Origin of the sequence: Nocardiopsis dassonvillei subsp. dassonvillei DSM 43111 (assembly GCF_000092985.1) — a bacterium.
GTDB lineage: Bacteria > Actinomycetota > Actinomycetes > Streptosporangiales > Streptosporangiaceae > Nocardiopsis > Nocardiopsis dassonvillei.
In genome coordinates, this window is record NC_014210.1 from 3874829 (window position 1) to 3896451 (window position 21623).

22 protein-coding genes are annotated in these 21623 nt (G+C 73.9%); 5 read left to right on the forward strand and 17 right to left on the reverse strand.

Annotated features, from left to right (window positions below; genetic code table 11):
- Nucleotides 1–67: 67 nt before the first annotated feature.
- From NDAS_RS16005 to NDAS_RS16015, 3 genes are read right to left on the reverse strand one after another with little or no spacing between them, the layout of a single operon-like run.
- The gene (locus NDAS_RS16005) at nt 68–412 is read right to left on the reverse strand and encodes a biotin/lipoyl-containing protein (protein ID WP_013154254.1); all 345 of its coding nucleotides are present in this window, start codon (nt 410–412) and stop codon (nt 68–70) included.
- Nucleotides 413–419: 7 nt separating this feature from the next.
- Nucleotides 420–1439 carry an alpha-ketoacid dehydrogenase subunit beta gene (locus NDAS_RS16010; RefSeq protein ID WP_013154255.1) on the reverse strand — a complete coding sequence of 340 codons (1020 nt, stop codon included), beginning with the start codon at nt 1437–1439 and terminating at the stop codon, nt 420–422.
- Nucleotides 1436–2434 carry a thiamine pyrophosphate-dependent dehydrogenase E1 component subunit alpha gene (locus NDAS_RS16015; protein WP_041553200.1) on the reverse strand — a complete coding sequence of 333 codons (999 nt, stop codon included), beginning with the start codon at nt 2432–2434 and terminating at the stop codon, nt 1436–1438. The genes NDAS_RS16010 and NDAS_RS16015 overlap by 4 nt, the downstream gene beginning before the upstream one ends.
- An 881-nt stretch (nt 2435–3315) precedes the next feature.
- Here NDAS_RS16015 and NDAS_RS16020 point away from each other — a divergent pair.
- Nucleotides 3316–3807 (forward strand): Lrp/AsnC family transcriptional regulator, encoded by a 492-nt coding sequence (locus NDAS_RS16020; protein WP_013154257.1) that lies wholly within the window; start codon nt 3316–3318, stop codon nt 3805–3807.
- Between the two features lie 9 nt (nt 3808–3816).
- Here the strand turns inward: NDAS_RS16020 and NDAS_RS16025 are convergent, their stop codons facing one another.
- From NDAS_RS16025 to deoC, 5 genes are all read right to left on the reverse strand, one after another.
- Nucleotides 3817–5487 carry a phospho-sugar mutase gene (locus NDAS_RS16025; RefSeq protein ID WP_013154258.1) on the reverse strand — a complete coding sequence of 557 codons (1671 nt, stop codon included), beginning with the start codon at nt 5485–5487 and terminating at the stop codon, nt 3817–3819.
- An 11-nt stretch (nt 5488–5498) separates the two neighbouring features.
- The gene (locus NDAS_RS16030) at nt 5499–6296 is read right to left on the reverse strand and encodes a purine-nucleoside phosphorylase (protein ID WP_013154259.1); all 798 of its coding nucleotides are present in this window, start codon (nt 6294–6296) and stop codon (nt 5499–5501) included.
- A 164-nt stretch (nt 6297–6460) separates the two neighbouring features.
- Complete coding sequence (locus NDAS_RS16035) at nt 6461–7423, reverse strand: aldehyde dehydrogenase family protein (RefSeq protein WP_013154260.1); 963 nt, start codon at nt 7421–7423, stop codon at nt 6461–6463.
- The gene (locus tag NDAS_RS16040; RefSeq protein WP_013154261.1) at nt 7416–8846 is read right to left on the reverse strand and encodes an aldehyde dehydrogenase family protein; all 1431 of its coding nucleotides are present in this window, start codon (nt 8844–8846) and stop codon (nt 7416–7418) included. The genes NDAS_RS16035 and NDAS_RS16040 overlap by 8 nt, the downstream gene beginning before the upstream one ends.
- Before the next feature lie 5 nt (nt 8847–8851).
- Nucleotides 8852–9799 (reverse strand): deoxyribose-phosphate aldolase, encoded by a 948-nt coding sequence (gene deoC / locus NDAS_RS16045; protein WP_013154262.1) that lies wholly within the window; start codon nt 9797–9799, stop codon nt 8852–8854.
- Between the two features lie 410 nt (nt 9800–10209).
- Between deoC and NDAS_RS16050 the strand changes: the two genes are divergently transcribed.
- Both NDAS_RS16050 and NDAS_RS16055 read left to right on the forward strand, forming a co-directional pair.
- Nucleotides 10210–10794 (forward strand): GNAT family N-acetyltransferase, encoded by a 585-nt coding sequence (locus tag NDAS_RS16050; RefSeq protein WP_013154263.1) that lies wholly within the window; start codon nt 10210–10212, stop codon nt 10792–10794.
- A gap of 157 nt (nt 10795–10951) precedes the next feature.
- Nucleotides 10952–11638 carry a hypothetical protein gene (locus tag NDAS_RS16055; protein WP_013154264.1) on the forward strand — a complete coding sequence of 229 codons (687 nt, stop codon included), beginning with the start codon at nt 10952–10954 and terminating at the stop codon, nt 11636–11638.
- Here the strand turns inward: NDAS_RS16055 and NDAS_RS16060 are convergent.
- The 5 genes from NDAS_RS16060 to NDAS_RS16080 form a co-directional block, all read right to left on the reverse strand.
- Entirely contained in the window at nt 11616–12914 is a 1299-nt protein-coding gene (locus tag NDAS_RS16060) for a heparan-alpha-glucosaminide N-acetyltransferase domain-containing protein (RefSeq protein WP_013154265.1), read from the reverse strand. The genes NDAS_RS16055 and NDAS_RS16060 overlap by 23 nt on opposite strands.
- Nucleotides 12915–13001: 87 nt before the next feature.
- Complete coding sequence (locus NDAS_RS16065) at nt 13002–15059, reverse strand: acetoacetate--CoA ligase (protein WP_013154266.1); 2058 nt, start codon at nt 15057–15059, stop codon at nt 13002–13004.
- Nucleotides 15060–15386: 327 nt separating this feature from the next.
- On the reverse strand, nt 15387–16061 hold the full coding sequence (locus NDAS_RS16070; protein ID WP_013154267.1) for an HAD family hydrolase: 675 nt from the start codon (nt 16059–16061) through the stop codon (nt 15387–15389).
- A gap of 84 nt (nt 16062–16145) precedes the next feature.
- Entirely contained in the window at nt 16146–16841 is a 696-nt protein-coding gene (locus tag NDAS_RS16075) for a DUF4126 domain-containing protein (RefSeq protein ID WP_013154268.1), read from the reverse strand.
- Between the two features lie 115 nt (nt 16842–16956).
- Nucleotides 16957–17202, reverse strand: a complete 246-nt coding sequence (locus tag NDAS_RS16080; protein WP_013154269.1) for a DUF2630 family protein — start codon at nt 17200–17202, stop codon at nt 16957–16959.
- 293 nt (nt 17203–17495) lie between these two features.
- Here NDAS_RS16080 and NDAS_RS16085 point away from each other — a divergent pair, with 293 nt between their 5' ends.
- Entirely contained in the window at nt 17496–17786 is a 291-nt protein-coding gene (locus tag NDAS_RS16085; protein ID WP_013154270.1) for a metal-sensitive transcriptional regulator, read from the forward strand.
- A 104-nt stretch (nt 17787–17890) separates the two neighbouring features.
- On the opposite strand, the gene NDAS_RS16090 is transcribed toward NDAS_RS16085, so the two are convergent.
- A complete protein-coding gene (locus NDAS_RS16090; protein WP_013154271.1) occupies nt 17891–19267 on the reverse strand; it encodes an NAD(P)/FAD-dependent oxidoreductase in 1377 nt (458 codons plus the stop codon).
- A gap of 311 nt (nt 19268–19578) precedes the next feature.
- Between NDAS_RS16090 and NDAS_RS16095 the strand changes: the two genes are divergently transcribed.
- Entirely contained in the window at nt 19579–19881 is a 303-nt protein-coding gene (locus tag NDAS_RS16095) for a hypothetical protein (protein WP_013154272.1), read from the forward strand.
- 49 nt (nt 19882–19930) lie between these two features.
- Here NDAS_RS16095 and NDAS_RS16100 read toward each other — a convergent pair whose 3' ends face one another.
- From NDAS_RS16100 to NDAS_RS16110, 3 genes are read right to left on the reverse strand one after another with little or no spacing between them, the layout of a single operon-like run.
- Complete coding sequence (locus tag NDAS_RS16100) at nt 19931–20200, reverse strand: DUF6510 family protein (protein ID WP_013154273.1); 270 nt, start codon at nt 20198–20200, stop codon at nt 19931–19933.
- A complete protein-coding gene (locus tag NDAS_RS16105; protein ID WP_013154274.1) occupies nt 20197–20931 on the reverse strand; it encodes a ferredoxin reductase in 735 nt (244 codons plus the stop codon). The genes NDAS_RS16100 and NDAS_RS16105 overlap by 4 nt, the downstream gene beginning before the upstream one ends.
- Nucleotides 20931–21530, reverse strand: coding sequence for a sulfite oxidase-like oxidoreductase (locus NDAS_RS16110; protein WP_013154275.1), 600 nt, complete (start codon nt 21528–21530; stop codon nt 20931–20933). Before NDAS_RS16110 ends, NDAS_RS16105 begins: the two co-directional genes overlap by 1 nt.
- Between the last annotated feature and the right edge of the window lie 93 nt (nt 21531–21623).

Below are 21623 nucleotides of genomic sequence, written 5' to 3' on the forward strand. Positions count from 1 at the left end.
AATGGCGCGCGCCCGGAGGCGCCGCCGTTCGTGTCTTCCTCCGAACGGGCCCCGCGGTCGGCCGCCGTCAGTCCGTGGGGGGCCTGAGCCGGACCCGGCGGGCGGGCCGGGCCTGCTCGTCGGGGACGCGGCCCACGATGCCCGCCCGCGGCGCGTCGCCGGAGGACTGGACCGCGAAGGTCACCAGGGGCGCGCCGACCGGGACCACCTGGTCCTCCTCGGCGTGCAGCTGGACGATCCGGCCCGCCTGGGGCGAGGGGATGACCACCGCGGACTTGGTGGTCTCCACCTCCACCAGGGGGGCGTTGCGCTCGATCTCCTCGCCCACGGCGACCTGCCACTCCAGGACGGTCGCCTCGACCAGCCCCTCGCCCAGGTCGGGAAGGGAGAAGGTGATGTTGTCTTCTGCCATGGTCGCTCTAGTACTCCAGGGTCCGTTGCACCGCGAGCAGGACGCGGTCGATGGTCGGCAGGTACTGCGGCTCCAGGGGGCCCGCGGGGTAGGGCACGTCGAACCCGGTGACGCGCTGGACGGGGGCGGACAGGTCGCGGAAGCAGCGCTCGGTGACCAGGGCGGCCACCTCCGCGCCGAGCCCGGCGGTCAGCGGCGCCTCGTGCACGACCACGGCCCGTCCGGTGCGCGCGACCGAGGCGGCCATCCCGGCGGCGTCCAGGGGCTTGAGCCAGCGCAGGTCCAGCACCTCCAGGTCCACGCCGTCCTCCGCGGCCAGGTCGGCCACCTGGACGCAGCGGTGCACCATGGCGCCCCAGGCGATGAGGGTGGCGTGCCTGCCAGGGCGCACGATGCGGCTGGTGCCGATGGGCTCGCTGGGCTCGCGCAGCCGCACGGGCCTGCGGTCCCAGTAGCGGGCCTTGGGCTCCATGTAGACGACGGGGTCGTCGGAGCGCACCGACTGGAGCAGCAGGCTGTAGGCGTCGGCGGGGTCCGAGGGCGCGGCGACCTTGAGACCGGGGGTGTGGGCGAAGAGCGCCTCCAGGCTCTCGCCGTGGTGCTCGGGCGCCTGGATGCCGCCGAAGGAGGGCAGGCGCAGGGTGATCGGCATGGGGGTCGCGCCGCGGGTGCGGTAGTTCATGCGCGCCACCTGGTTGACGATCTGGTCGATCGCGGGGTAGGCGAAACCGTCGAACTGGAGCTCGGGGACGGGCCGCCAGCCGTTCATGGCCAGGCCGACCGCCATGCCCATGATGGCGGACTCGGCCAGCGGGGTGTCGAAGACACGCGTGTCCCCGAACTCCTTCTGGAGCCCGTCGGTGACGCGGAAGACCCCGCCCAGGGCGCCCACGTCCTCGCCGAAGACCAGCACGTCGGGGTCCTCGGCGAGCAGGTCGCGCAGGGCGCGGTTGATGGCCTGCTGCATGGACAGCTCGACCGCGGGGGCCTCGGCGGCGGTGTCGGCGCGTTCGATCAGCTCGGTCACAGCTCGACCTCTTCCTGCCAGGTGCGGCGCTGCCGGGTCAGCTCCTCGGTGGTCTCCCGGAAGACGTGGGTGAACAGCTCCGATCCGTCCGGTTCGGGCGCGGTGGCCACGCCGTCGCGGATGCGCTCGGCCTCCCGGCGGGCCTCGGCGTCGACCCGGGCGAGTTCGCCCTCGTCGGCGTGCCCGGCGGCGAGCAGGGCCTCGCGCAGCAGGGTGACGGGGTCGCGCTCGCGCCAGCGCTGGGCCTCGGCGTCGTCGCGGTAGCGGCCGGGGTCGTCGGAGGTGGAGTGCGGCTCCACGCGGTAGGTGAGCGCCTCGATGAGGGTGGGCCCCTCGCCGCGGCGGGCCCGGGCGACGGCCTCGGCGGTGGCCTCGTGGACCGCGCCCGCGTCGTTGCCGTCCACCAGCACGCCGGGCATGCCGTAGCCCTCGGCGCGCGCGCTGACCGAGCCGCCCGCGACCTGGCGGTGGTTGGGCACCGACAGCGCCCACTGGTTGTTCTGGCAGAAGAAGACCACGGGGGCGCCGAAGACCCCGGCGAAGTTCATGGCCTCGTGGACGTCGCCCTCGGAGCTGGCGCCGTCGCCGAAGTAGGCCAGGGCCACACCGTCGTCGCCGCGCAGCCGCTCGCCCACGGCCCAGCCGACCGCGTGCGGGACGGGGCCGCCGACCACGGCGTTGACGGCGCCGAACCGCGAGGCCGCGACGTCGTAGAGGCCGCCGTGCCACAGGGCGCGGTGGGTGGCCATGTAGCCGACCATCTCCACCCCGTAGGCCAGGGCGGAGGCCATCTCCCGGTAGGTGGGGAAGACGAAGTCGCGCGCGGGGTCCAGGGCCGAGGCGCTGGCGACCTGGGCGGCCTCCTGGCCGCGCACGGACACGTAGGCGGGGAAGACGCCCTGGCGCTGGAGGGCGATGGCCTCGGTGTCCAGGTCGCGCGCGGTCCTCATGTGGCGGTAGAGGGCGCGGGTGAGGTCGGGCGGCAGGTGGCCCACGGTGATGGCGCCCCGGTCCGCCGACTCGTGGGGTGCGGGGTCCGGACGCACGGCGCCTCCGTCGGGGGCGGCGGCCCCGGGCCTTGCGCGCAGCGGGTCCTGGGGCGAGGGCGGGCGGCTGGCGGGCATGTCGAGCGGCTCCCAACGTGGCCCTGTCCGACGCGGTGGCGCGGTCCGGGCTCCGGGTGGTGTCTGTCCTGCACACAGATTCTCCGGAAGACTCGACACTTTCGCTAGATATCCGCCGCTACTTGATACATACGGGAACGAAATTCGCCATATGGTTCTCCGGAGTCCGGCTCGAACCCCGTTCCACCCGAGAAAACGACACACGGGCCTGTACACCCCACGAACGCCCTCGGGCCCCGGGGGAGCGCGAGCCGCGACCGGGAGCGCACGCGGCGTCGCCGGGAGGGGGGTCCACGGTCACGGAACAGCCGCGATCGGCCGCGGCGGGCGCACTTCCCGGCGTCGAGCGCATACGTTCGAGGCACCGGTCATCCGGTCAACGAAACCCCCCGATTTCCCGACACTTGGACCCCACGGAACCCCGCGGCAAGAAGTTCTGTCGTGTTCCGGGCCGCGTGGTGTAGGCGCCGCCGGTCCGGGAAACCACCCCATCCACCGACAGCGTCGACCACGAGTACAGTCGGACTCCCGACGCGCCTCCCCCGCCCGTCGGACCCCGCGCCAGGGTCCCCGCTCCCGTCCTCCTCCGGCGCCGCCCCGCGGCGGCCGGAGGGGGTGCCCGAACGCCGCGCATCTCGCCGACTGAGATTCCGATAGACGGAAACAACGTTTACCTGGTAACTCGTTAGCCCCGGTCAACGACGACAGTGAGGGGCTTCGTCCTGAAACAAGAGCACACGAGGAGCACGCACATGGCCATGGGCGACCAGCGGAGGAACGGCCGGCGGCCGGACACGACCGACCAGACGATCCTGAGCGCGCTCGCCAAGGACGCGCGGACCGGGATCACCGAGATCGCCGCACTGGCCAACGTGTCCCGCGCGACGGCCTACAACCGCATCAAGCGGCTCACCGACGAGGGCGTCATCCGCGGCTACTCCGTGGTGACCGACCACTCCAAGATGGGGCTCGGCGTCACCGCGCTCGTCCTCATCTCGGGCAGCCAGCCGGACTGGCGCGCCAACCGGGAGATCCTGTCCTCCTACCCGGAGATCGAGTACTGCTGGTACGTCGTGGGCTCGGCGGACATCGTCCTCCTCGTCCGCGTGGCCAACACCAACCAGCTCCGCGACCTGATCCTCACCCGGTTGCAGTCGCTTCCCGGTGTGACGTCCACCCAGACGCTCACCGTCATCGACGAGGTCGTGCACCGGCCGGTCGTGGAACCCTCCGACGGCGACTGAGCGGCGCCCTCAACCCCCGACAGCCGCGGTGACCGAGGCCATCAGCTCGGCGAGCAGGTCCGAGCCCAGTGCGCGGGTGGCCGCCACGTCACCGTCCACATCCAGCACCACCTCGACGTAGGCCTTCAGCTTGGGCTCGGTCCCCGAGGGCCTGAGCGTCACACGTCCCCTGCCCTCCAACCGGAAGCGCAGGGCGTCCGTCGGCGGCAGACCCGCGTGTCCGGCGGCGAAGTCGTCCACCCCCACCACCCGCAGGGGACCGAACGCGGCGGGCGGTTCGGCGCGCAACCGCCGCATCGCCGCGGAGATGACCGTCAGGTCCTCCACCCGCACCGACAGCTGGTCGCTCAGGTGCAGGCCGTACCGGCGCGCCTGGTCGTCGAGCAGGTCGAGCAGGGTCGCCCCCTCCCGCTTGGCCCGGGCGGCGAGCGCCGCGGCCACCAGGGCCGCGCTGATCCCGTCCTTGTCCGCGACCGGACGGCCGCCGTCGGCGCCCACGCAGTAGCCCAGCGCCTCCTCGAACGCGAAGACCCGCCGCTGCCCGGGGCCGCCCGCGCGCGCCAGCCACTTGAAGCCGGTGAGGGTCTCCTCGTAGTGCACGCCCCGGTCGCGGGCGATCTTGCCGAGCAGGCTGGAGGAGACGATCGAGGCGGCCACCACCCGGTCGGACCCGCTGGTGTGGTCGAGCACGTACTCGGCCAGCAGTCCGCCCACCTCGTTGCCGGTGAGCAGGCCGTGCCCGGGGACCGCGAGCGCGAGCCGGTCGGCGTCGGGGTCGTTGGCGATGACCAGGTCGGAGCGGTCGGCGGCGCCGGTGGCCAGCGCCATGTCCATGGCGCCGGGCTCCTCCGGGTTGGGGAAGTCCACGGTCGGGAAGTCGGGGTCGGGCTCGAACTGGGCGGCGACCACGGACGGGCGGGGGAACCCGGCCCGCTCCATCGCCGCCAGCAGCACCCGGCCGCCCACCCCGTGCATGGCGGTGTAGGTGGTGGCCAGGTCGCGGTCCCCGCCCGGGACCAGCGCGGTGACCGCGTCCAGGTAGCGCTCCACCGCCTCCTCCCCCAGCACCGTCCACCCCTCGCCCAGCGGCAGTTCGTCGACCGGGCCCACCGCGTCGATGGCGGCGGAGATCTCGGCGTCGGCCGGGGAGACGATCTGGGTTCCCGCGTCGGCGGCGCCGCCCGCCTTGGCCGCCCCCGCGTAGACCTTGTAACCGTTGTCCCGGGGCGGGTTGTGGCTGGCGGTGACCATGATCCCGGCGTCGGCGCCCAGGTCGCGGACGGCGAAGGCCAGGACGGGGGTGGGCAGCGGTCCGGGCATGAGGGACACGCGGTGCCCGGCGCCGGTGAGGACGGCGGCGCTGTCGCGGGCGAAGTCCGCCGAGCGGTGCCGGGCGTCGTAGCCGACGACCACGTGCCCGGGGCCCGCGCCGAGCCAGGCGGCGATCCCCGCGGCGGCTCGCATGACCACCACCCGGTTCATCCGGTTGGGGCCCGCGCCGAGGGCGCCGCGCAGTCCGGCGGTGCCGAACTCCAGGCGGGCCCCGAAGCGGGAGTCCAGGTCGGCCAGCGCGTCGGCCTCGCCCCGGCCGGCGCGCTCCACCAGTCCCGCCAGCTCCGCGCGCGTGTCGGGGTCGGGGTCCTGGGCGATCCACCGTCTGGCCCGGGCGAGGTCGGTCATGGGGGCTCCCCTCAGAGCTTGGCGGTGATGTCGGCGAGCAGGCGTCCGACGGTCGCGGCGGCGTCGCGGCCGGTGGCCAGCACGTCCTCGTGGTCGAGGTTGGCCCCCGTGAGTCCGGCCGCGACGTTGGTGACCAGGGACAGGCCCAGGACTCGGGCTCCCGCGGCGCGGGCGGCGATCGCCTCCAGCACGGTGGACATGCCGACCAGGTCGGCGCCCATGGCGCTGAGCATGCGGATCTCGGCGGGCGTCTCGAAGTGCGGGCCGGGCATGGCCGCGTACACGCCCTCGGGCAGGGAGGGGTCCACCGAGCGGGCCAGCTCGCGCAGGGCGGGGGTGTAGGTCTCGGTGAGGTCGACGAAGGTCGCGCCGGTCAGCGGGGACCGCGCGGTCATGTTGAGGTGGTCGGCGATGAGCACCGGGGACCCCACCGCGTAGGCGGGGTTGATGCCGCCCGCGGCGTTGGTCAGCACGACCGTGGTGGCCCCGGCCGCCACGGCGGTGCGCACGCCGTGCACGACGGCGTCGGTGCCGTGGCCCTCGTACAGGTGGGTGCGGCCCAGGAAGGCGAGCAGGGAGCGGTCGCCCGCCCTGATGCTGCGCACGGTGCCGCTGTGGCCCTCCACGGCCGGGGGCACGAAGCCGGGCAGGTCGGTGGTGGGCAGCTCCTGACCGGAGTCGCCGAGCAGGTCGGCCGCGGAGGCCCACCCCGATCCCATGACCAGGGCGACGTCGTAGGCGTCCACGCCGGTGCGCGAGCGCAGTTCGGCGGCGGCCTCCTCGGCGGCTGCCTGGGGTGTGCGAGTCACAGCGGGTCTCTCCGTTCGTTGGTGCCCGGGAAGGGTTCACGGACGCGGTGCCGTACGCGTGATCCTGCTACCCGCGGCGCGTCCGGGCGGCCCGGACGCGCCGGGGGTACGGGATCGTCGCCGGTGGAACCCGTGCGTCACACCGGCCGCGGCCTCGGCTCCCCCTAGATCCCCACGGGGTGCCAGACCGTCTTGGTCTCCAGGAAGGGCTTCAGGCGCGCGGTGCCGGGGTCGGGGTCGAGCCAGGCCTCCTCGCCGCCGTCGGAGCCGGGGCCGGGGCGCAGCACCCGGGTGAGGGTGTCGGCGGCGGCCCTCTCGAACTCCGCGGCCAGGTCTCCGGCGCCGGTCAGGTCCAGGGCGTTGACGTCGGCGTGCGAGGCCAGGTGGGGGCCCAGTTCCGGCACGCGTCCGGTGAGCAGGTTGACCACGCCGCCCGGCAGGTCGGAGGTGGCCAGCACCTCGGCCAGGTCGATCGCGGCCAGCGGCGCGTCCCCGGAGGTGACCACGACGGCGGTGTTGCCGGTGGCGATCACGGGGGCGACCACGGAGGTCAGGCCGAGCAGCGGCGCGTTCTGGGGGGCGAACACCGCGACCACGCCGGTGGGCTCGGGCGCGGAGTGGTTGTAGTAGGGCCCCGAGACGGGGTTGGCGCCGCCCAGGACCTGGGCGACCTTGTCGGTCCAGCCCGCGTAGTACACCCACCGGTCCACGGCGGCGTCGACCACGCGTTCGGCGTCGGCGCGGGAGAGCCCCTGAACGGCCACGGCCTGGGCGGCGAACTGGTCGCGGCGTCCCTCCAGCATCTCCGCGACCCGGTACAGGATCTGGCCGCGGTTGTAGGCGGTGCGGCCCGACCAGCCGCCGAAGGCCTTGCGCGCTGCGGCCACGGCGTCGCGGGCGTCCTTGCGGGAGGCGAGCGGGGCGTTGGCCAGGTGCTGGCCGCTGGCGGAGGTCACGGGGTAGCTCCTGCCCGATTCCGAGCGGGGGAAGGCCCCGCCCAGGTAGAGCTTGTAGGTCTTGCGGACCGCCAGCCGGGCGGGCGCGGCGGCGACGGCCGTGCCCTTCGCGGCCTTGACGGCCCTGGCCGCGTTCTTGGCGGTCTTCCGGTTCTCGCGCCGCTCAGCCAAGGTAGGCCTCCAATCCGTGCCGCCCGCCCTCGCGGCCGTATCCCGACTCCTTGTAGCCGCCGAAGGGGCTGGTCGGGTCGAACTTGTTGAACGTGTTGGACCAGATCACCCCGGCGCGCAGGCGCTCGGCGGTCCAGAGCATGCGCGAGCCCTTCTCGGTCCACACCCCGGCGGAGAGGCCGTAGGGGGTGTTGTTGGCCTTGGCCACGGCCTCCTCGGGGGTGCGGAAGGTCAGCACCGAGAGCACGGGGCCGAAGATCTCCTCGCGGGCCACGCGGTGGGACTGGCTGACGCCGGTCAGGACGGTGGGCGCGAACCAGTAGCCGCTCGCGGGCAGCTCGCAGGCGGGCGACCAGCGCTCGGCGCCCTCCTCCTCGCCGGTGTCGGTGAGTTCGCGGATGCGCTCCAGCTGCGCGGCGGAGTTGATCGCGCCGATGTCGGTGTTCTTGTCCAGCGGGTCGCCCAGGCGCAGCTTGGCGATGCGCTCCTTGAGCCGGGGCAGCAGTTCCTCGGCGATCGACTCCTGGACCAGCAGCCGCGAACCCGCGCAGCACACGTGGCCCTGGTTGAAGAAGATGCCCGAGACGACGCCCTCGACCGCCTGGTCCAGGGCCGCGTCGTCGTAGACGATGTTGGCGCCCTTGCCGCCCAGCTCCAGGGTGAGGCGCTTGCCGGTGCCCGCGACCGAGCGGGCGATCTGGCGGCCCACCCCGGTGGAGCCGGTGAAGGCCACCTTGTCGGCGCCCGGGTGCTCCACGAGGGCCCGGCCGGTCTCGCCCGCGCCGGTGAGGATGTTGACCACGCCCGGGGGCAGGTCGGCCTCCTGGCAGATCTCGGCGAAGGCCAGCGCGGTGAGCGGGGTGGTCTCGGCGGGCTTGAGCACGACGGTGTTGCCGGTGGCCAGCGCCGGCGCGATCTTCCACGCGAGCATGAGCAGCGGGAAGTTCCACGGGATGACCTGGGCGGCCACGCCCAGCGGGCGCGGGTCGGGGCCCAGCCCGGCGTGGGCGAGCTTGTCGGCCCACCCCGCGTGGTAGAAGAAGTGCGCGGCGACCAGCGGCAGGTCGACGTCGCGCGTCTCCTTGATGGGCTTGCCGTTGTCCATCGACTCCAGCACGGCCAGCTCGCGCGAGCGCTCCTGGATGATGCGGGCGATGCGGAACAGGTACTTGCCGCGCTCCGCCCCGGGCATCGGCCCCCAGACGGTGTCGAAGGCGCGGCGGGCGGCGGCGACGGCCCGGTCCACGTCGGCGGGTCCGGCGACGGCGACCCGGGCGAGCTCGGTCTCGTCGGCGGGGTTGAGGGTGGTGAGGTACTCGCCGCCCTCGGCCGGGGAGAAGGCGCCGTCGACGAACAGCTCGTAGTTCTCGCGCAGGGTGACGACGGAGCGGGACTCCGGTGCGGGCGCGTACTCGAAGATCACGGCTCTCAGTCCAGCGTGTAGTAGTCGGGGCCCGGGTAGGTGCCGGTGGACAGCCTGGTGCGCTGCATGAGCAGGTCGTTGAGGAGGCTGGAGGCGCCGATCCGGAACAGGTCGGGGGTCAGCCAGTCGGGACCGGCGACCTCGTTGACCAGGACCAGGTTGCGGATGGCGTCCTTGGTGGTGCGGATGCCGCCCGCGGGCTTGACGCCCACGCGCCTGCCGGTGGCGGCGTGGTGGTCGCGGACCGCCTCCAGCATGACGAGGGTGACCGGCAGGGTGGCGGCCGGGGACACCTTGCCGGTGGAGGTCTTGACGAAGTCGCCCCCGGCCCGGATGGCCAGGTGGGAGGCGCGGCGCACGTTGTCGTAGGTGGCCAGCTCGCCGGTCTCCAGGATGACCTTGAGGTGGGCGGTGCCGCAGGCCTCCTTGACGGCGGCGATCTCCTCGAACACCTTGAGGTAGTCGCCGGACAGGAAGGCGCCGCGGTCGATGACCATGTCGATCTCGCTGGCGCCGTCGGCGACCGCGCGGCGGGTGTCGGCGAGCTTGACCTCCATGGGCGCCCGGCCGGAGGGGAAGGCGGTGGCCACCGAGGCCACGCCGACCCCGGTGCCGCGCAGCGCCTCGACGGCGGTGGCGACCATGTCGGGGTAGACGCACACGGCGCCCACGCGGGGCACGGTGGTGTCGGCGGGGTCGGGGTGGGCGGCCTTGGCGCACAGGGCCCGGACCTTGCCGGGGGTGTCGGCGCCCTCCAGGGTGGTCAGGTCCACCATGGTGATGGCCAGGTCGATGGCCCGGGCCTTGGCGGTGGTCTTGACCGACCGGGTGGACAGGTCCTGGGCGCGGGCTCGCGCGCCGACCTCGTCCACGCCCGGGAGGCCGTGCAGGAACGCGCGGAGTTCGCGGTTGGTCGCCGCCTCGGGCGCGAATGCGGTGTGGGGCACGGGCACCTACAGCTCGTCGGGTCGCTGGCCTGCCCGTCCGCTGTGGCCAGCGGAAACGGGGCTCGCGGCGCGGCGCGCGGGGAGTTCTTCCCCCCGGGCCGGGCCGTCAGGCAGTCACCCTAACGCCGGGCGGAGCCGCCGTCAGCATCCGTCCGGATCGAGCCGCCCAAGGTTGGAGGAGCCTCCAACGCCTGCTCTGGTTTTTCGCCGTCCTTTCCTCCAATCCGGCACGGAAAACCCCCAGAAAAGGACATCCGTACTGTTCTGCCACCGCCGGGACGGACACGCGCGGTCTAGACCGGACCACTCCCTTTTGGCTACGTGGGCGGGATGCGAGACTGGCCCGAATCCTCCTCTCGGCCCGCCCCGCCGGTCCGGGAGCCGGAGGAGCGGACCCCGAGGTGACGGGAGCGGTGATGTCGGCCGGAGAGCGGAGCGAGCCACGAGCGGGCGGGACGGAGCCGGTGCGCCTGGTGAGGCTGGACCGGGCCACGCCGGAGGCGGGCCTGCTGCGGGAGACCGTGCTGCGTCACCGCCTGCCGCCCGGCCAGCGCGGCCACGTGCGGCTGCCGGTGACCACCCTGCCCGCCGCCGACGCCGACCCGGCGCGCACGCCCTTCGCCGTCGTCGGCCCGGGAGCCGTCGCCGACGCCGCCGGGGCGCGGGCGGCCTGCGCGGGCTTCGGCGTGCTGGACCGGGCCGTGCACGCGCGCGACCTGGTACCCGACCCGGCGCGGGCGGTGCTGCTGCGCGCCTTCTACGTCACCACCGCCTGGCAGCACCGGGGCGTGGGGCGGGCCGTGTGCTCTCCGCCGCTGCTGGACCGGTTGGCGGCGCAGGTGGCGCCGGAGGCGGCCGAGCTGGTGCTGTGCGTGGACGAGGCCAACCACGCGGCGGCCCGCGTCTACGGGCGCGCCGGGTTCGTCTTCACCGGCCGCCGCTTCGTGGACGCGGCGGGGGGACCGCAGCTGGTGATGGCCCGCCCGGTGGAGCGGGGCTGAGCGGGGTCAGGGGGTCCGGCGCGGTCCGGGCCGGGCGGGAGAGGGGCGGGGGCGGCGGTCCGGCGAGGAGCCGCCCGGGACCTGCCGGGCCCGCTGCCGGGGACCGCCCTCTCCCTGTCCGCGCAGGCCCGGGGAAGGGCTCGTCTAGGCTGGGGACATGGCGGAGTTCCGGATCAGCAGCGATGACGAGCGGGTCGACCTGCGCAGGATGGCGGTGGCCCTGGCCGAGTCCCAGGGGTGGGCGCGCGAGGAGGTCAGCGTCTGGGACAACCGCCGCGGCGAGGTGATCGTGACGGTGGACGACTCCCTGCTGCGCAAACCGGAGGCCGACCCCCTGCACCGCACCCGGCACACCCCCCGCGACGTGCACGACGCCTGCGAGACTCTGCGGCGTGAGGAGGCGTCCCTGCGCCGCGTGGACTTTCGCGTGCTGCGCGACGAGACCGCGCGCTTCTTCTCGGCCGGGTGGACCGTCGCCGACGCCCTGCACGCGCTGGGGCACCGTCCCGACGGCGTGCCCTGGCCGAGCGGCCCCGACTACCAGGGCACCGACTGGCTGCACGCCCGCCTGAAGGCGTGGCGCACCCCCGACGGCGACATCCGGCCCTCCAGGTCGCAGGAGGAGGCCCAGCTTCGGGTGATCAGCAGGGCGGGCCTGCCCATGGACATCGGCCTGCCCGAGGACGCCGAGGTCGCGCAGCGGCCCGTGGCCAGTCCGGCGGTCGCGCGGTCGGCGGCCGACGACGCGCGCAGGCTCATGCGCCAGAACGCGCGGACCACCACCGACTCCCTGGCCCACCGCGACCGCACCTCGGCCAGGATCACGCGGGGGGACCGTCGCTAGGACGGCGGGGAAGGCGCCCGTCGGCGGCGGATCTTCGCTCCTCCACCAGGGCGACCACGCCGTCGGCGGCCTCGCCCAGGAGGAGTTCGGCCGGTCCCCTGCCCGCCGTCAGCCGCCACAGGGTGGCGAAGACCAGCGCCCCCAGGACGAAGCCCTCCAGCAGCCACGGCTGGTGCCAGCCGATCCCGCCGGAGGCGGCGATGACCACCGCCAGGGCCAGGATGTGTCCGGTGTAGACGGTCAGCGGCATCCGGCCGACCGAGGTCAGCGGGTACATGAGGACCCGGAAGCGGTCGCACAGGAACATGCACACCACCAGCACCACGAGCCCCTGACCGACCGCCTCGGCGATCTCGAAGGTGGTGCCGGTGTGGGGCGTGCCGACCGCCAGCCACCACCAGGAGTCGGTGGGCACCTGGCCCGAGAGCGACTGCGTCTCCTCCACCACCGCGGCGCGCACCAGGGCCGCCGTCGCCTCGTCGGTCACCTCCCCGGAGGGCAGGCCGGTCAGGGCGGGGCCGCTGGCCCGCACCAGGCGGTCCATGCCGCCCATCGGGCCGAGCAGGACCCAGGAGCCGAGGTGGCCGAGCAGGAGCAGGGCCGCGCCGGAGGCCAGCAGGCGCAGCCGCACCGCGGTGGCGGCCAGGTCCAGCCGCCCCAGCGCCATCCCCGCGGTCACGAAGGCCATGAAGGTGATCGCCGGGTAGTAGCCGGTCAGGAGGAACTCGCTGAGCGAGGCCAGCGAGGACGTGCGCGGCGAGGGCGGGAAGACGTTGTCGCGCAGCAGGAACGAGAGCGGCGGGCCGAGCACGGCCAGGGCGCCCGCCACCGTCCACAGCGCACCCGAGCGCAGTTTGAGCAGGGGCAGGGCCAGCACGAAGAAGCCCGCGTAGTAGGTCAGGATGATGGCGACCGGGACCCCCATGAGGTCCAGCACCAGGCCCAGCACGCCGATGAGCGCCGCGCGGGTGAGGATGCGCACGACGGCCCCGCGCAGGCGGTCGCCGCCGACCGGGTCGGTGCGCCCGGTCATCATGGCCAGGGAGGTCCCCGCCAGGAGGGCGAAGAGCGCCGAGGAGTTGCCGCGCACGACGCCGTGCACGTCCCAGGCGTAGCCCTCGGGCGACAGCAGCCCCATGGACTCCACCCCGAGGTGCACGACGAACATCCCGAACACCGCGAGGGCGCGTGCGGCGTCGATGCCGTCGATCCGGTCCCGGCCCGAGGACGGGCCCGCGGGGGCGGCGGAGGTCTCGCCGGACTGGTTCTGTGTCACGCCCGTCAGGCTATGCCGTCGCCCGCGCGGCAACAACGGGCCGGGGCACGTGGCCGTCACCGGCCACGTGCCCCGGCGCGGTCGCCGTCAGCCCGTGTTCTCCCGCTCCCCGGCCAGGGTGCTGAAGAAGTCGAGCGCCTCGGGGTTGGCCAGTGAGTCGCGGCTGGCGACCCGGTCGGGCCGCTCCCCCATGAGGATGCGCTTGACCGGCACCTCCAGGACCTTGCCCGACAGGGTCCGGGGCACCGCGCCGATGACGCGGACGCGGTCGGGCACGTGGCGGGGCGAGCAGTCGGTGCGGATGCGGCGGGCGATCTCCCGGGGCAGGTCGCCCTCCAGGTCGGCGCCCTCCCGCAGCACGGTGAACAGCTCGATCCGGGAGGAGCCGTCGGCCTGGGGCACGTCCACGACCAGCGCGTCGACGACCTCGTCCAGAGCCAGGACCGCGCGGTAGATCTCGCTGGTGCCCATGCGCACGCCGCCGCGGTTGATGGTGGAGTCGGAGCGGCCGTAGATGACCGCGGTGCCGCGGTCGGTGATCGCGATCCAGTCGCCGTGCCGCCAGACGCCCGGGTAGACGGAGAAGTAGCTCTCGCGCAGCCGCTCGCCGCTGTCGTCGCCCCACAGGAACAGCGGCATGGACGGGGCGGGCTCGGTGACGACGAGTTCGCCGACCTCGTTGACCAGCTCCTTGCCGTCGGGGTCCCAGGAGGCCACGGCCATGCCCAGGGCCCGGGACTGGATCTCGCCCTCGTGGACGGGCAGGGTCGGGGTGCCGCCGACCAGGCAGCTGCACACGTCGGTGCCGCCGGAGGTGGAGAACAGCCACAGGTCCTCGCCGAACTCCTCGTAGACCCAGGAGAAGGCCTCGGGGCTGAGCGGCGAGCCGGTGGAGCCGATGGCCTTGAGCGCGGACAGGTCGCGGCCCCGGCGGGGGTGGACGCCCTCCTTCATGCAGGAGGAGAGGAACCCGGCGCTGGTGCCGAAGACGGTGACCCCGGCCTCGGCGGCCAGGTCCCACAGGGCGCCCAGGTCGGGCTGGGGAGTTGCTGCGGCCGAAGGCCGTACGTTGAGGGTGGTGGAGGGCGACGGGTGGGCGGGGCTGCCGTCGTACAGGACGATGGAGGCCTTCGTCAGCAGCACGCTGACCAGGAAGTTCCACATCATCCAGCCGGTGGTGGTGAACCAGAACACCCGGTCGTGCTCCTGGGCGTCCAGGTGCAGGTGGAGGTTCTTGAGCTGTTCGAGCAGGATGCCGCCGTGCCCGTGGACGATGGCCTTGGGCAGGCCGGTGGTTCCGGAGGAGTAGAGCACCCACAGGGGGTGGTCGAAGGGGACGGACGCGAACTCCAGCTCGGCCCCTGCCCCGGACTCCTCCAGACGACCCCAGGGCAGGGTGCCGTCGAGGAACTCTCCGGGGTGGAGGTAGTCCAGGAGGACGGTGTGCTCGACGGTGGGCAGGGCCGCGCGCAGCTCCTCCACGACGGGGCGGCGGTCGAAGTCCTTGCCCCCGTAGCGGTAGCCGTCCACGGCGAGCAGGACCTTGGGTTCGATCTGGGCGAAGCGGTCGATGACGCTGCGCACGCCGAAGTCCGGGGAGCAGGAGGACCACACCGCGCCCAGGGAGGCCGCGGCGTAGAAGGCGGCGACGGTCTCGGGCAGGTTGGGCAGGTAGGCCACGACGCGGTCGCCGGGACCCACGCCCAGTCCGCGCAGGCCGGCGGCGATGGCGGCGGTGCGGCGGCGCAGGTCGCCCCAGGTCCACTCGCCGAGTCCGCGCAGTTCGGTGGCGTGGCGGATGGCGACGCGGTCGTCGTCGCGGCCCTCGAAGACGTGCCGGGCGTAGTTGAGGGTGGCCCCGGGGAACCACTCGGCTCCGGGCATGGTGCGCTCGCCCAGGACCCGCTCGTAGGGGGTCTCGGAGCGCACGCCGTAGTACTCCCAGACCGACTCCCAGAAGCCGTCGACGTCGGTGACCGACCAGCGCCACAGGGAGTCGTAGTCGAAGGACGCGGCGGAGGCGTCGCCGAAGGCCCGGACCCCCTTCTCGCGCTCGGCCCATCGGGCGAACGCGACGATGTTGGAGGACGCGGCCCTCTCCTCGTCGGGCTTCCAGAGCACCCGGGGCACGCTGTTCTCCGTCATTGGCCCGCCTTCCCATTCGCACTGTGTTCCGCACGGCGTGTTGCCGACCGCGTGTTGCTGTGAGACCCATCTAACAACACCCCATGACGGCGGCGCCGGCCCGGCCCCCGGGGTGACGGGGGCCGGGATGCGGGTCGAGTGCGCAGGTCACCGCTGGGAGGGAACCGGTGTGTGGAACCCACTGGCGGGCGGTCGCGCGGGCGTGGGCGGTCACCGTTGACAGGGGCCGGAGGCGGGCGGGAGAGCCGGTGACCGGACCTTTGCGGGGCCCGCGCGGGCGCGGTGCTCCGGGCTCCGGGCGCGCGGGGCCCGGGCCCGGCGGTCGCCTCAGGCGCCGCGCAGCGCGGCCACCGCGGCCGCCGGGGAGTCGACCACCGGGGAGCCGGTGGCCTCCAGGCGGGCGCGGGACATCAGGCCGCTGGTGACGAGGATGGAGCGGGCCCCGGCCTCGCGGGCGGCGCGGGCGTCGTCGTCGATGTCGCCGATCAGCACGACCCGGGCCGGGTCGATGCCCTGGTGTTCGAGGTGGCGCACCAGGTGCTCGGCCTTGGAGTCGTCCTCGGTCTGGAACTGGCGGCCGTCCACCCGGGTGAAGTGCCCGGTCAGGCCGCGCTCCTCGATGAGGGGCACCAGGTGGTCGTGGGAGGCCATGGACAGCAGGGACTGGGTGCCGCCGCCGCGGGTCCACTCCCGGAGGACGTCGGGGACGCCCGCGGTGAGTTCGCAGGAGGGCAGCAGCTCCTGGTAGCTGCTGTCGTAGTGCCGCTCCGCCCGCTCCCACTCGCCCTCCTCGAAGGCCCGGCCGAGGAGCTCCTCGTAGCAGGGGATGAGGGGGCGGCGGAAGACGGAGCGCCAGTGGTCCAGCTCCACGGGGTCGCGGCCGAACAGCTCGCACACGGCGTTCACCGCGGCGAGGTTGGCGTGGTTGTCGTTGAGGAGGGTGCCGTTCCAGTCCCAGACGATGTGGGTGCTGTCGTGTCGGTCGAAAGTCGTCTCAGCCATTGACCGCACTTTACGGGCACCGGCCCCGGTCGGGGAATGCGTCGTGCGCCACCCCTGCCCGGCCCCCCGCGCACGCCGGGCCCCTCACCCGGGGTGGGACTCCCCCGCCGGGTTCGCGCCCTCCGCGCCGGTCCGCGCGCCCGCGTCCGCGTCCTGCGGCCCGGTTCCCCGCGCCTCGCGGCGTTCCCGGCGCAGCCGCCGCCCGCGCCGGGCCGCCCACACGCCCGCCGCCACCATGAGCGGGAACACGACGAGGACGAGGACGGGCACCAGGAGGGCCAGCAGCGAGGTGACGAAGCTGACGACGTCCTCCAGGAAGGAGGTGACCGGGGCCGCGCACCCGAGGGAGACGGAGTTGGCCACCGGCCGGGCCAGGGACTTGACCGCGTGGAAGGCCAGGGAGACGACCACGCCCGCGACCACCGCCCACCAGGAGACCCCGTCCCCGCCCGCGGCGGCGCCGGAGGCGGCCCCGGTGATCTCGCCGAGCTCCACCGCGGAGGCCCCCGCGCCGAAGGTGATGCCGCCGGAGGTGGGCCGCACCACGGTCTGGAGGACGTCGTTGAAGCTGTCGACCGCGGGGATCTTGTCCGCCGCGAACTCCACGACCAGCAGCACGGTGAGGACCACGAGGGTGACGGGGTGCTCGATCCACTGCCAGGACTCTCCCAGCGGGACCAGGTCGGTGAAGCGTGCGAGCAGTCCGACGAGGAGGAGGGGGATGTAGGCGTTGAGCCCGGCCGCGGAGGCCAGGCCCAACCCGGTCAGTGTGGTGAGCATGCGCTTCCTTCTGTGCTCCCGGCGTGGGGCGCCGTGCGGTCATGCGGTCACCGCCCGGCACCGCTGTACCCGTGTTGACGCTCGCGGAGCACGCGGGGTTTTCGGTTCGGCCCCCCTACTGCCGGTAGTTCTCGACCTCGGAGACCGGGCGCGGCTCGGCCTCGTCGGGGTCCTGGTCGAACTCTTCGCGGGCCCTGCGCTGGCGGAGCAGGTCCCAGCACTGGTCGAGCGCCTCCTCGACCTGCTTGACGCGGGCGCGCTCCCGCGGGTCCAGTCCCCCGGCGGTGGAGCGGAGCGCGTGCTCCTCGTCGATCAGTCCCCGGATGGTGGCCATGATGTCGTTCTCGGCGCTGTCAGTCATACCGCCATGGTCGGTTCGGGTCGGGGCCGCGGGCAAGGGCCACCACCCCCGCGTTGCCCAGAGCGGACCGGACGTTTACGCGCGGTGACGGTCCCCGCGCACGGCACGCGCGCGCCTCCGGGCGGGGCGACCGGTCCCCGTTCGTCTGGGAAACTCCTACTACGACCGCGTCGGCGGTGCGGCGCGCGCCCGCGGGGGGCGCACCGGCGGAATGCGTTCCCGACCCCCGCCGTTGGATACCACGAGGGGGTATGGTAATGGCACCTGAGCAGGAACGACACGGAAGCGGGAGCATGGCTGCGACCCACGGTTACAGTAACGACAAGCAGAGTCACATCAACCGGCTGCGCCGTATCGAGGGCCAGATCCGCGGGTTGCAGCGGATGGTCGAGGACGACCAGTACTGCATCGACATCCTGACCCAGACGTCGGCGGCCAACAAGGCACTGCGGTCCTTCGCGCTGTCCATGCTCGACGAGCACCTCAAGCACTGCGTGTCCAACGCGGTGGCCAACGGCGGCGAGGAGGCGGACGAGAAGGTCCGCGAGGCCTCAGAGGCGATCGCCCGCCTGGTCCGTTCCTGACCCCGTCGCCCCCGCGCCCGCGCCCGACCGGCCGCGGCGGGGCGCCGCGGCCGGTCGGCGGGGCTCTGCGGTCCGGACTCCGGCGGAGCCCGGACGGCTCCCGGTCAGTGCACGCCGTAGCGCGCGTGCAGGTTCTCCAGCAGGCGCGCGCCCTCCCGGCGGGAGCCCTCCGCGTCCAGGTAGTCGACCGACTCGTTGGCCACGAACGAGGACGGGCGCCCGCCGTCGGCGAACCCCAGGCGCGAGGTGTCGCCGCCGGTGGCCTTGCGGATCCCCCAGTTGGCCAGGATGCGCGCCCGCGCGGTCGCGGAGGGCACCGCCATCAGGTGGTACCCGCGGGTGACGCCCAGCGCGGGCAGCCCGCTCAGTTCCAGCTGCATGACGCGCGCGAGCGCGTCGTTGCCGCTCAGGTCCACGACCAGCCCCATGTCCCGGTGCCGGAACTCCTTCATCGGGCGTCCCAGGACGGACGAGACGACGTTGTCGGCGACGGTGGCCGCCTGGCGCGTGGCGTACTGGGCGGTCGGCGGGCAGTAGTCGCTGTCCTCGTGCGAGAGGTTGGGCACCGCCGCGGCGTCGCCGACGGCGAAGACGTCGTCGAGGCCGGGGACCCGCAGGTCGGCGCCGACCTCCAGGCGCCCCTTCTGGGTGGGCTTGTCCAGGGTCGCCATGAGCGGGCTGGGTGAGACTCCCGCCGTCCAGATGAGGGTGCGGCAGGGCAGGGCGCGACCGTCGGTGAGCACCACCTTGTCGTCGGTCACCTCGCGCACGCTCACCTTGAGCTTGACCTCGACGCCGATGGAGCGCAGCAGGTCGAGCGCCTTGCGGCCGAGGCGGTCGCCGAGTTCGGGCAGCACCTTGGGCGCGATGTCCACCAGGTGCCAGCGGATCACCGAGCGCAGGTCCGGATAGCGCTTGGCCGCCTCCTGGCACAGGCGCATGAGCGAGGCCGCGGTCTCGACGCCGGTGTAGCCGCCGCCGACGACGACGAAGCGGCAGCGCTCCTCGCGCTCGGCCGGGTCGCGGCTGTCGTTGGCCAGCTCCAGCTGGGCCAGGACGTGGTCGCGCAGGAGCACCGCCTCGGCCAGCGTCTTGGCGCCGTAGGCGTGCTCGGCCAGACCGGGGATGTCGAAGGCGCGGGTGACCCCGCCGGGCGCCAGGACCAGGCGGTCGTAGCGGACCGGGGCGAGTTCGCCGGTGGGGCGCCGTACGACGACCACGCGGTCCCCCGGATCCACGCCGACGGCGTGCCCGGGGACGAACCGGGTCTGCCGGGTCAGCCGGTGCACCGACATGGCGACCGACTGCGGCGTGAGCAGTCCGGAGGCCACCTGCGGCAGCAGGGGGCTGTAGAGCATGTAGTCGTGCGGCGCGACGAGGGCGATGTCCGCCGCCCCCGCCGGGATGCGGCGTTCGAGGTGGCGCAGGGTGTGGAGACCACCGAAACCCGCGCCGACCACCACGATACGAGGCCGAGACATAGACAGCGCTCCTTCTGACGTGTCGTGGGGCGGGACGGCTGAGTGCGTCCGTTGGGCCGTTGGGCCGTTGGACGCAGCACTACCCACAAGACCGCGGCCAATGTATGGCCGGGTCGGCGGATCCGGGAGCCGCCACCCGTGACCTGCCGGGGACTTTGCCCGCCGTTGGCGGCCCCTGGGGAGGGCCGGGGCGGCTCCCCGAGCCGGTCCGAAACACCCGTGCGGGGGGAGTTCGTGATTTCCGTGACTTTCTGTAACAAGATAATCACGTCATGCATTGACACCCGACACGAAGGGAGTCGTGAGCGCGTATGCGTGCGTTCACCAGGATCACCGCCGCGACGGTGCTGGCCGCCGGACTGAGCGTTGCCGGGACGGGGGCCGCCGTGGCCGCCACCGCGGACCAGGACGACTCGCGCCCCGGAGGGGTGCTCGGTTTCCTCTTCGACGGCGTCTTCGGGGAGGACTCCAAGCCGCCGGTGGTCAACGAGGACCCGGAGGCCCCCGCCGAGGAGGCCCCTGAGGCTCCGGCCGAGGAGGCCCCCGCGCAGGAGGCCCCCGCGGCTCCGGCGGAGCAGAGCCCGGACACGGGCGGCGCCACGGGCGGCGTGTAGGGCGCGGACGTGGTGCCGGGGCGGGCCGCGGGGCCCGCCCCGGACCCCGTCAGAGCCCGAGCCGGATCCGGACGACCCCGGTGCCGCCCAGGTCCAGCCACACGCTGTCGGGGGTGCGCACCAGCCGCAGGACCAGGGTCCGGCACCGCGGGCAGCTCGCCACCAGGCCGGGCCCGTCCGTCGTCACGTACAGCTCGGCGAAGGTCCCGCACGCCCCGCACACCGAGCAGCGGCGCTCGGCCGAGGTCAGGTCCACGGACATGATCTCCGACAGCGGTCCGGCCAGCACGTTGGCGTCCATGTGCTCCGGTTCCCTCATCCGCCACCTCCACCCGAGCCGAAACGCTCGGTACGCACCCGCCGGGGGTCGTGCCCCAGCGCCACCAGGGCGTCGGCCACCGTCTCCACGAAGCCGGTGGGCCCGCACACGAAGCACACCGGCGCGAACTCGGCGGGGAAGCCGTGGGTGTTGAGTTCGGCCACGCCCAGCCGTCCCGGCCCCCGGACCGCGCCCTCGGGCGCGCGGCGCGTGTAGGCCAGGAACACGTCGACCCCTCCGTCGCCCGGCCGGTGCGCGCCCAGCTCCCCCCGGTAGTAACGGTCCTCGGGGGTGCGCAGCGAGTACAGCACCCGGAACAGGGCCCGGCCGCCCGTCCGGCGCCGCTCGCGCACCATCGCCATCAGCGGGACCACGCCCGAGCCGCCGCCCACCAGGACCACCGGGTCGGGCGACGCGGCGTCCCACACGAACCAGCCGCCCAGCGGACCGCGGACCTCCACCCGGTCGCCCGGCGCGAACACGTCCACCAGGTAGGGGGAGACCTCCCCGCCCTCCACCCGCTGCACGGTCAGCTCGACGCGCTCGCCGTCCGCGGCCGAGGCGATCGAGTAGCCGCGCTGGGCGGTGTAGCCGTCCTCGGCGGTCAGGCGCACGTCCACGTGCTGGCCCGGCCGGTGCCCGGGCCACCCCGGCACCTCCAGGACCAGGGTCCTGGCGCTCGCGGTCTCCCACCGGTCGGCCACCAGTTCGGCGGGCCGCCAGGCCGCCATCAGTCGCCCTGGTAGCGCTGTTCGCGCCACGGGTCGCCGTAGTCGTGGTACCCGGCCTGCTCCCAGAACCCGGGCTCGTCCTCGTCGAGCAGCCGCAGCCCGCGCACCCACTTGGCCGACTTCCAGAAGTACAGGTGCGGGACCAGCAGCCGGGCGGGCCCGCCGTGCTCGGGGGCCAGCGGTTCCCCGCCGAAGCTGTGCACCACCCAGGCCCGGCCGTCGGTGAGGTCCTGGAGCGGCAGGTTGGCGGTGTAGCCGCCGTGGCTGACCGCCAGGGCGTACTCGGCCGCGGTCTCCACGTCCTCCAGGAGGGTGTCCACGCTGACGCCCGCCCAGTCGGTGTCCAGCTTGGACCAGCGGGTGACGCAGTGGATGTCCACGCGGAGCCGTTCCTGGGGCAGGTCCAGGAACTCGTCCCACGTCCAGGAACGCGTGCCGCCCGCCTCGTCGGCGATCGCGAAGGTCCATTCGGCCGTGTCCACGTGCGGTGTGGGACCGGCCGACAGGACGGGGAAGTCGTGGGTCTCGTACTGCCCCGGGGGCACACGCGAGGGGTCGCCTCCCCTGCGCCCCTGGAAACCCCTGCTCACCACGTTCATGGCGCTCCTCCTCTCCGGTGCCTGGCGCCCTGTCTACCCGGCGGCGGGTCAGCGCAGGGCATGACCGGCGCCAAATCCCGGGATGGGCCGTCG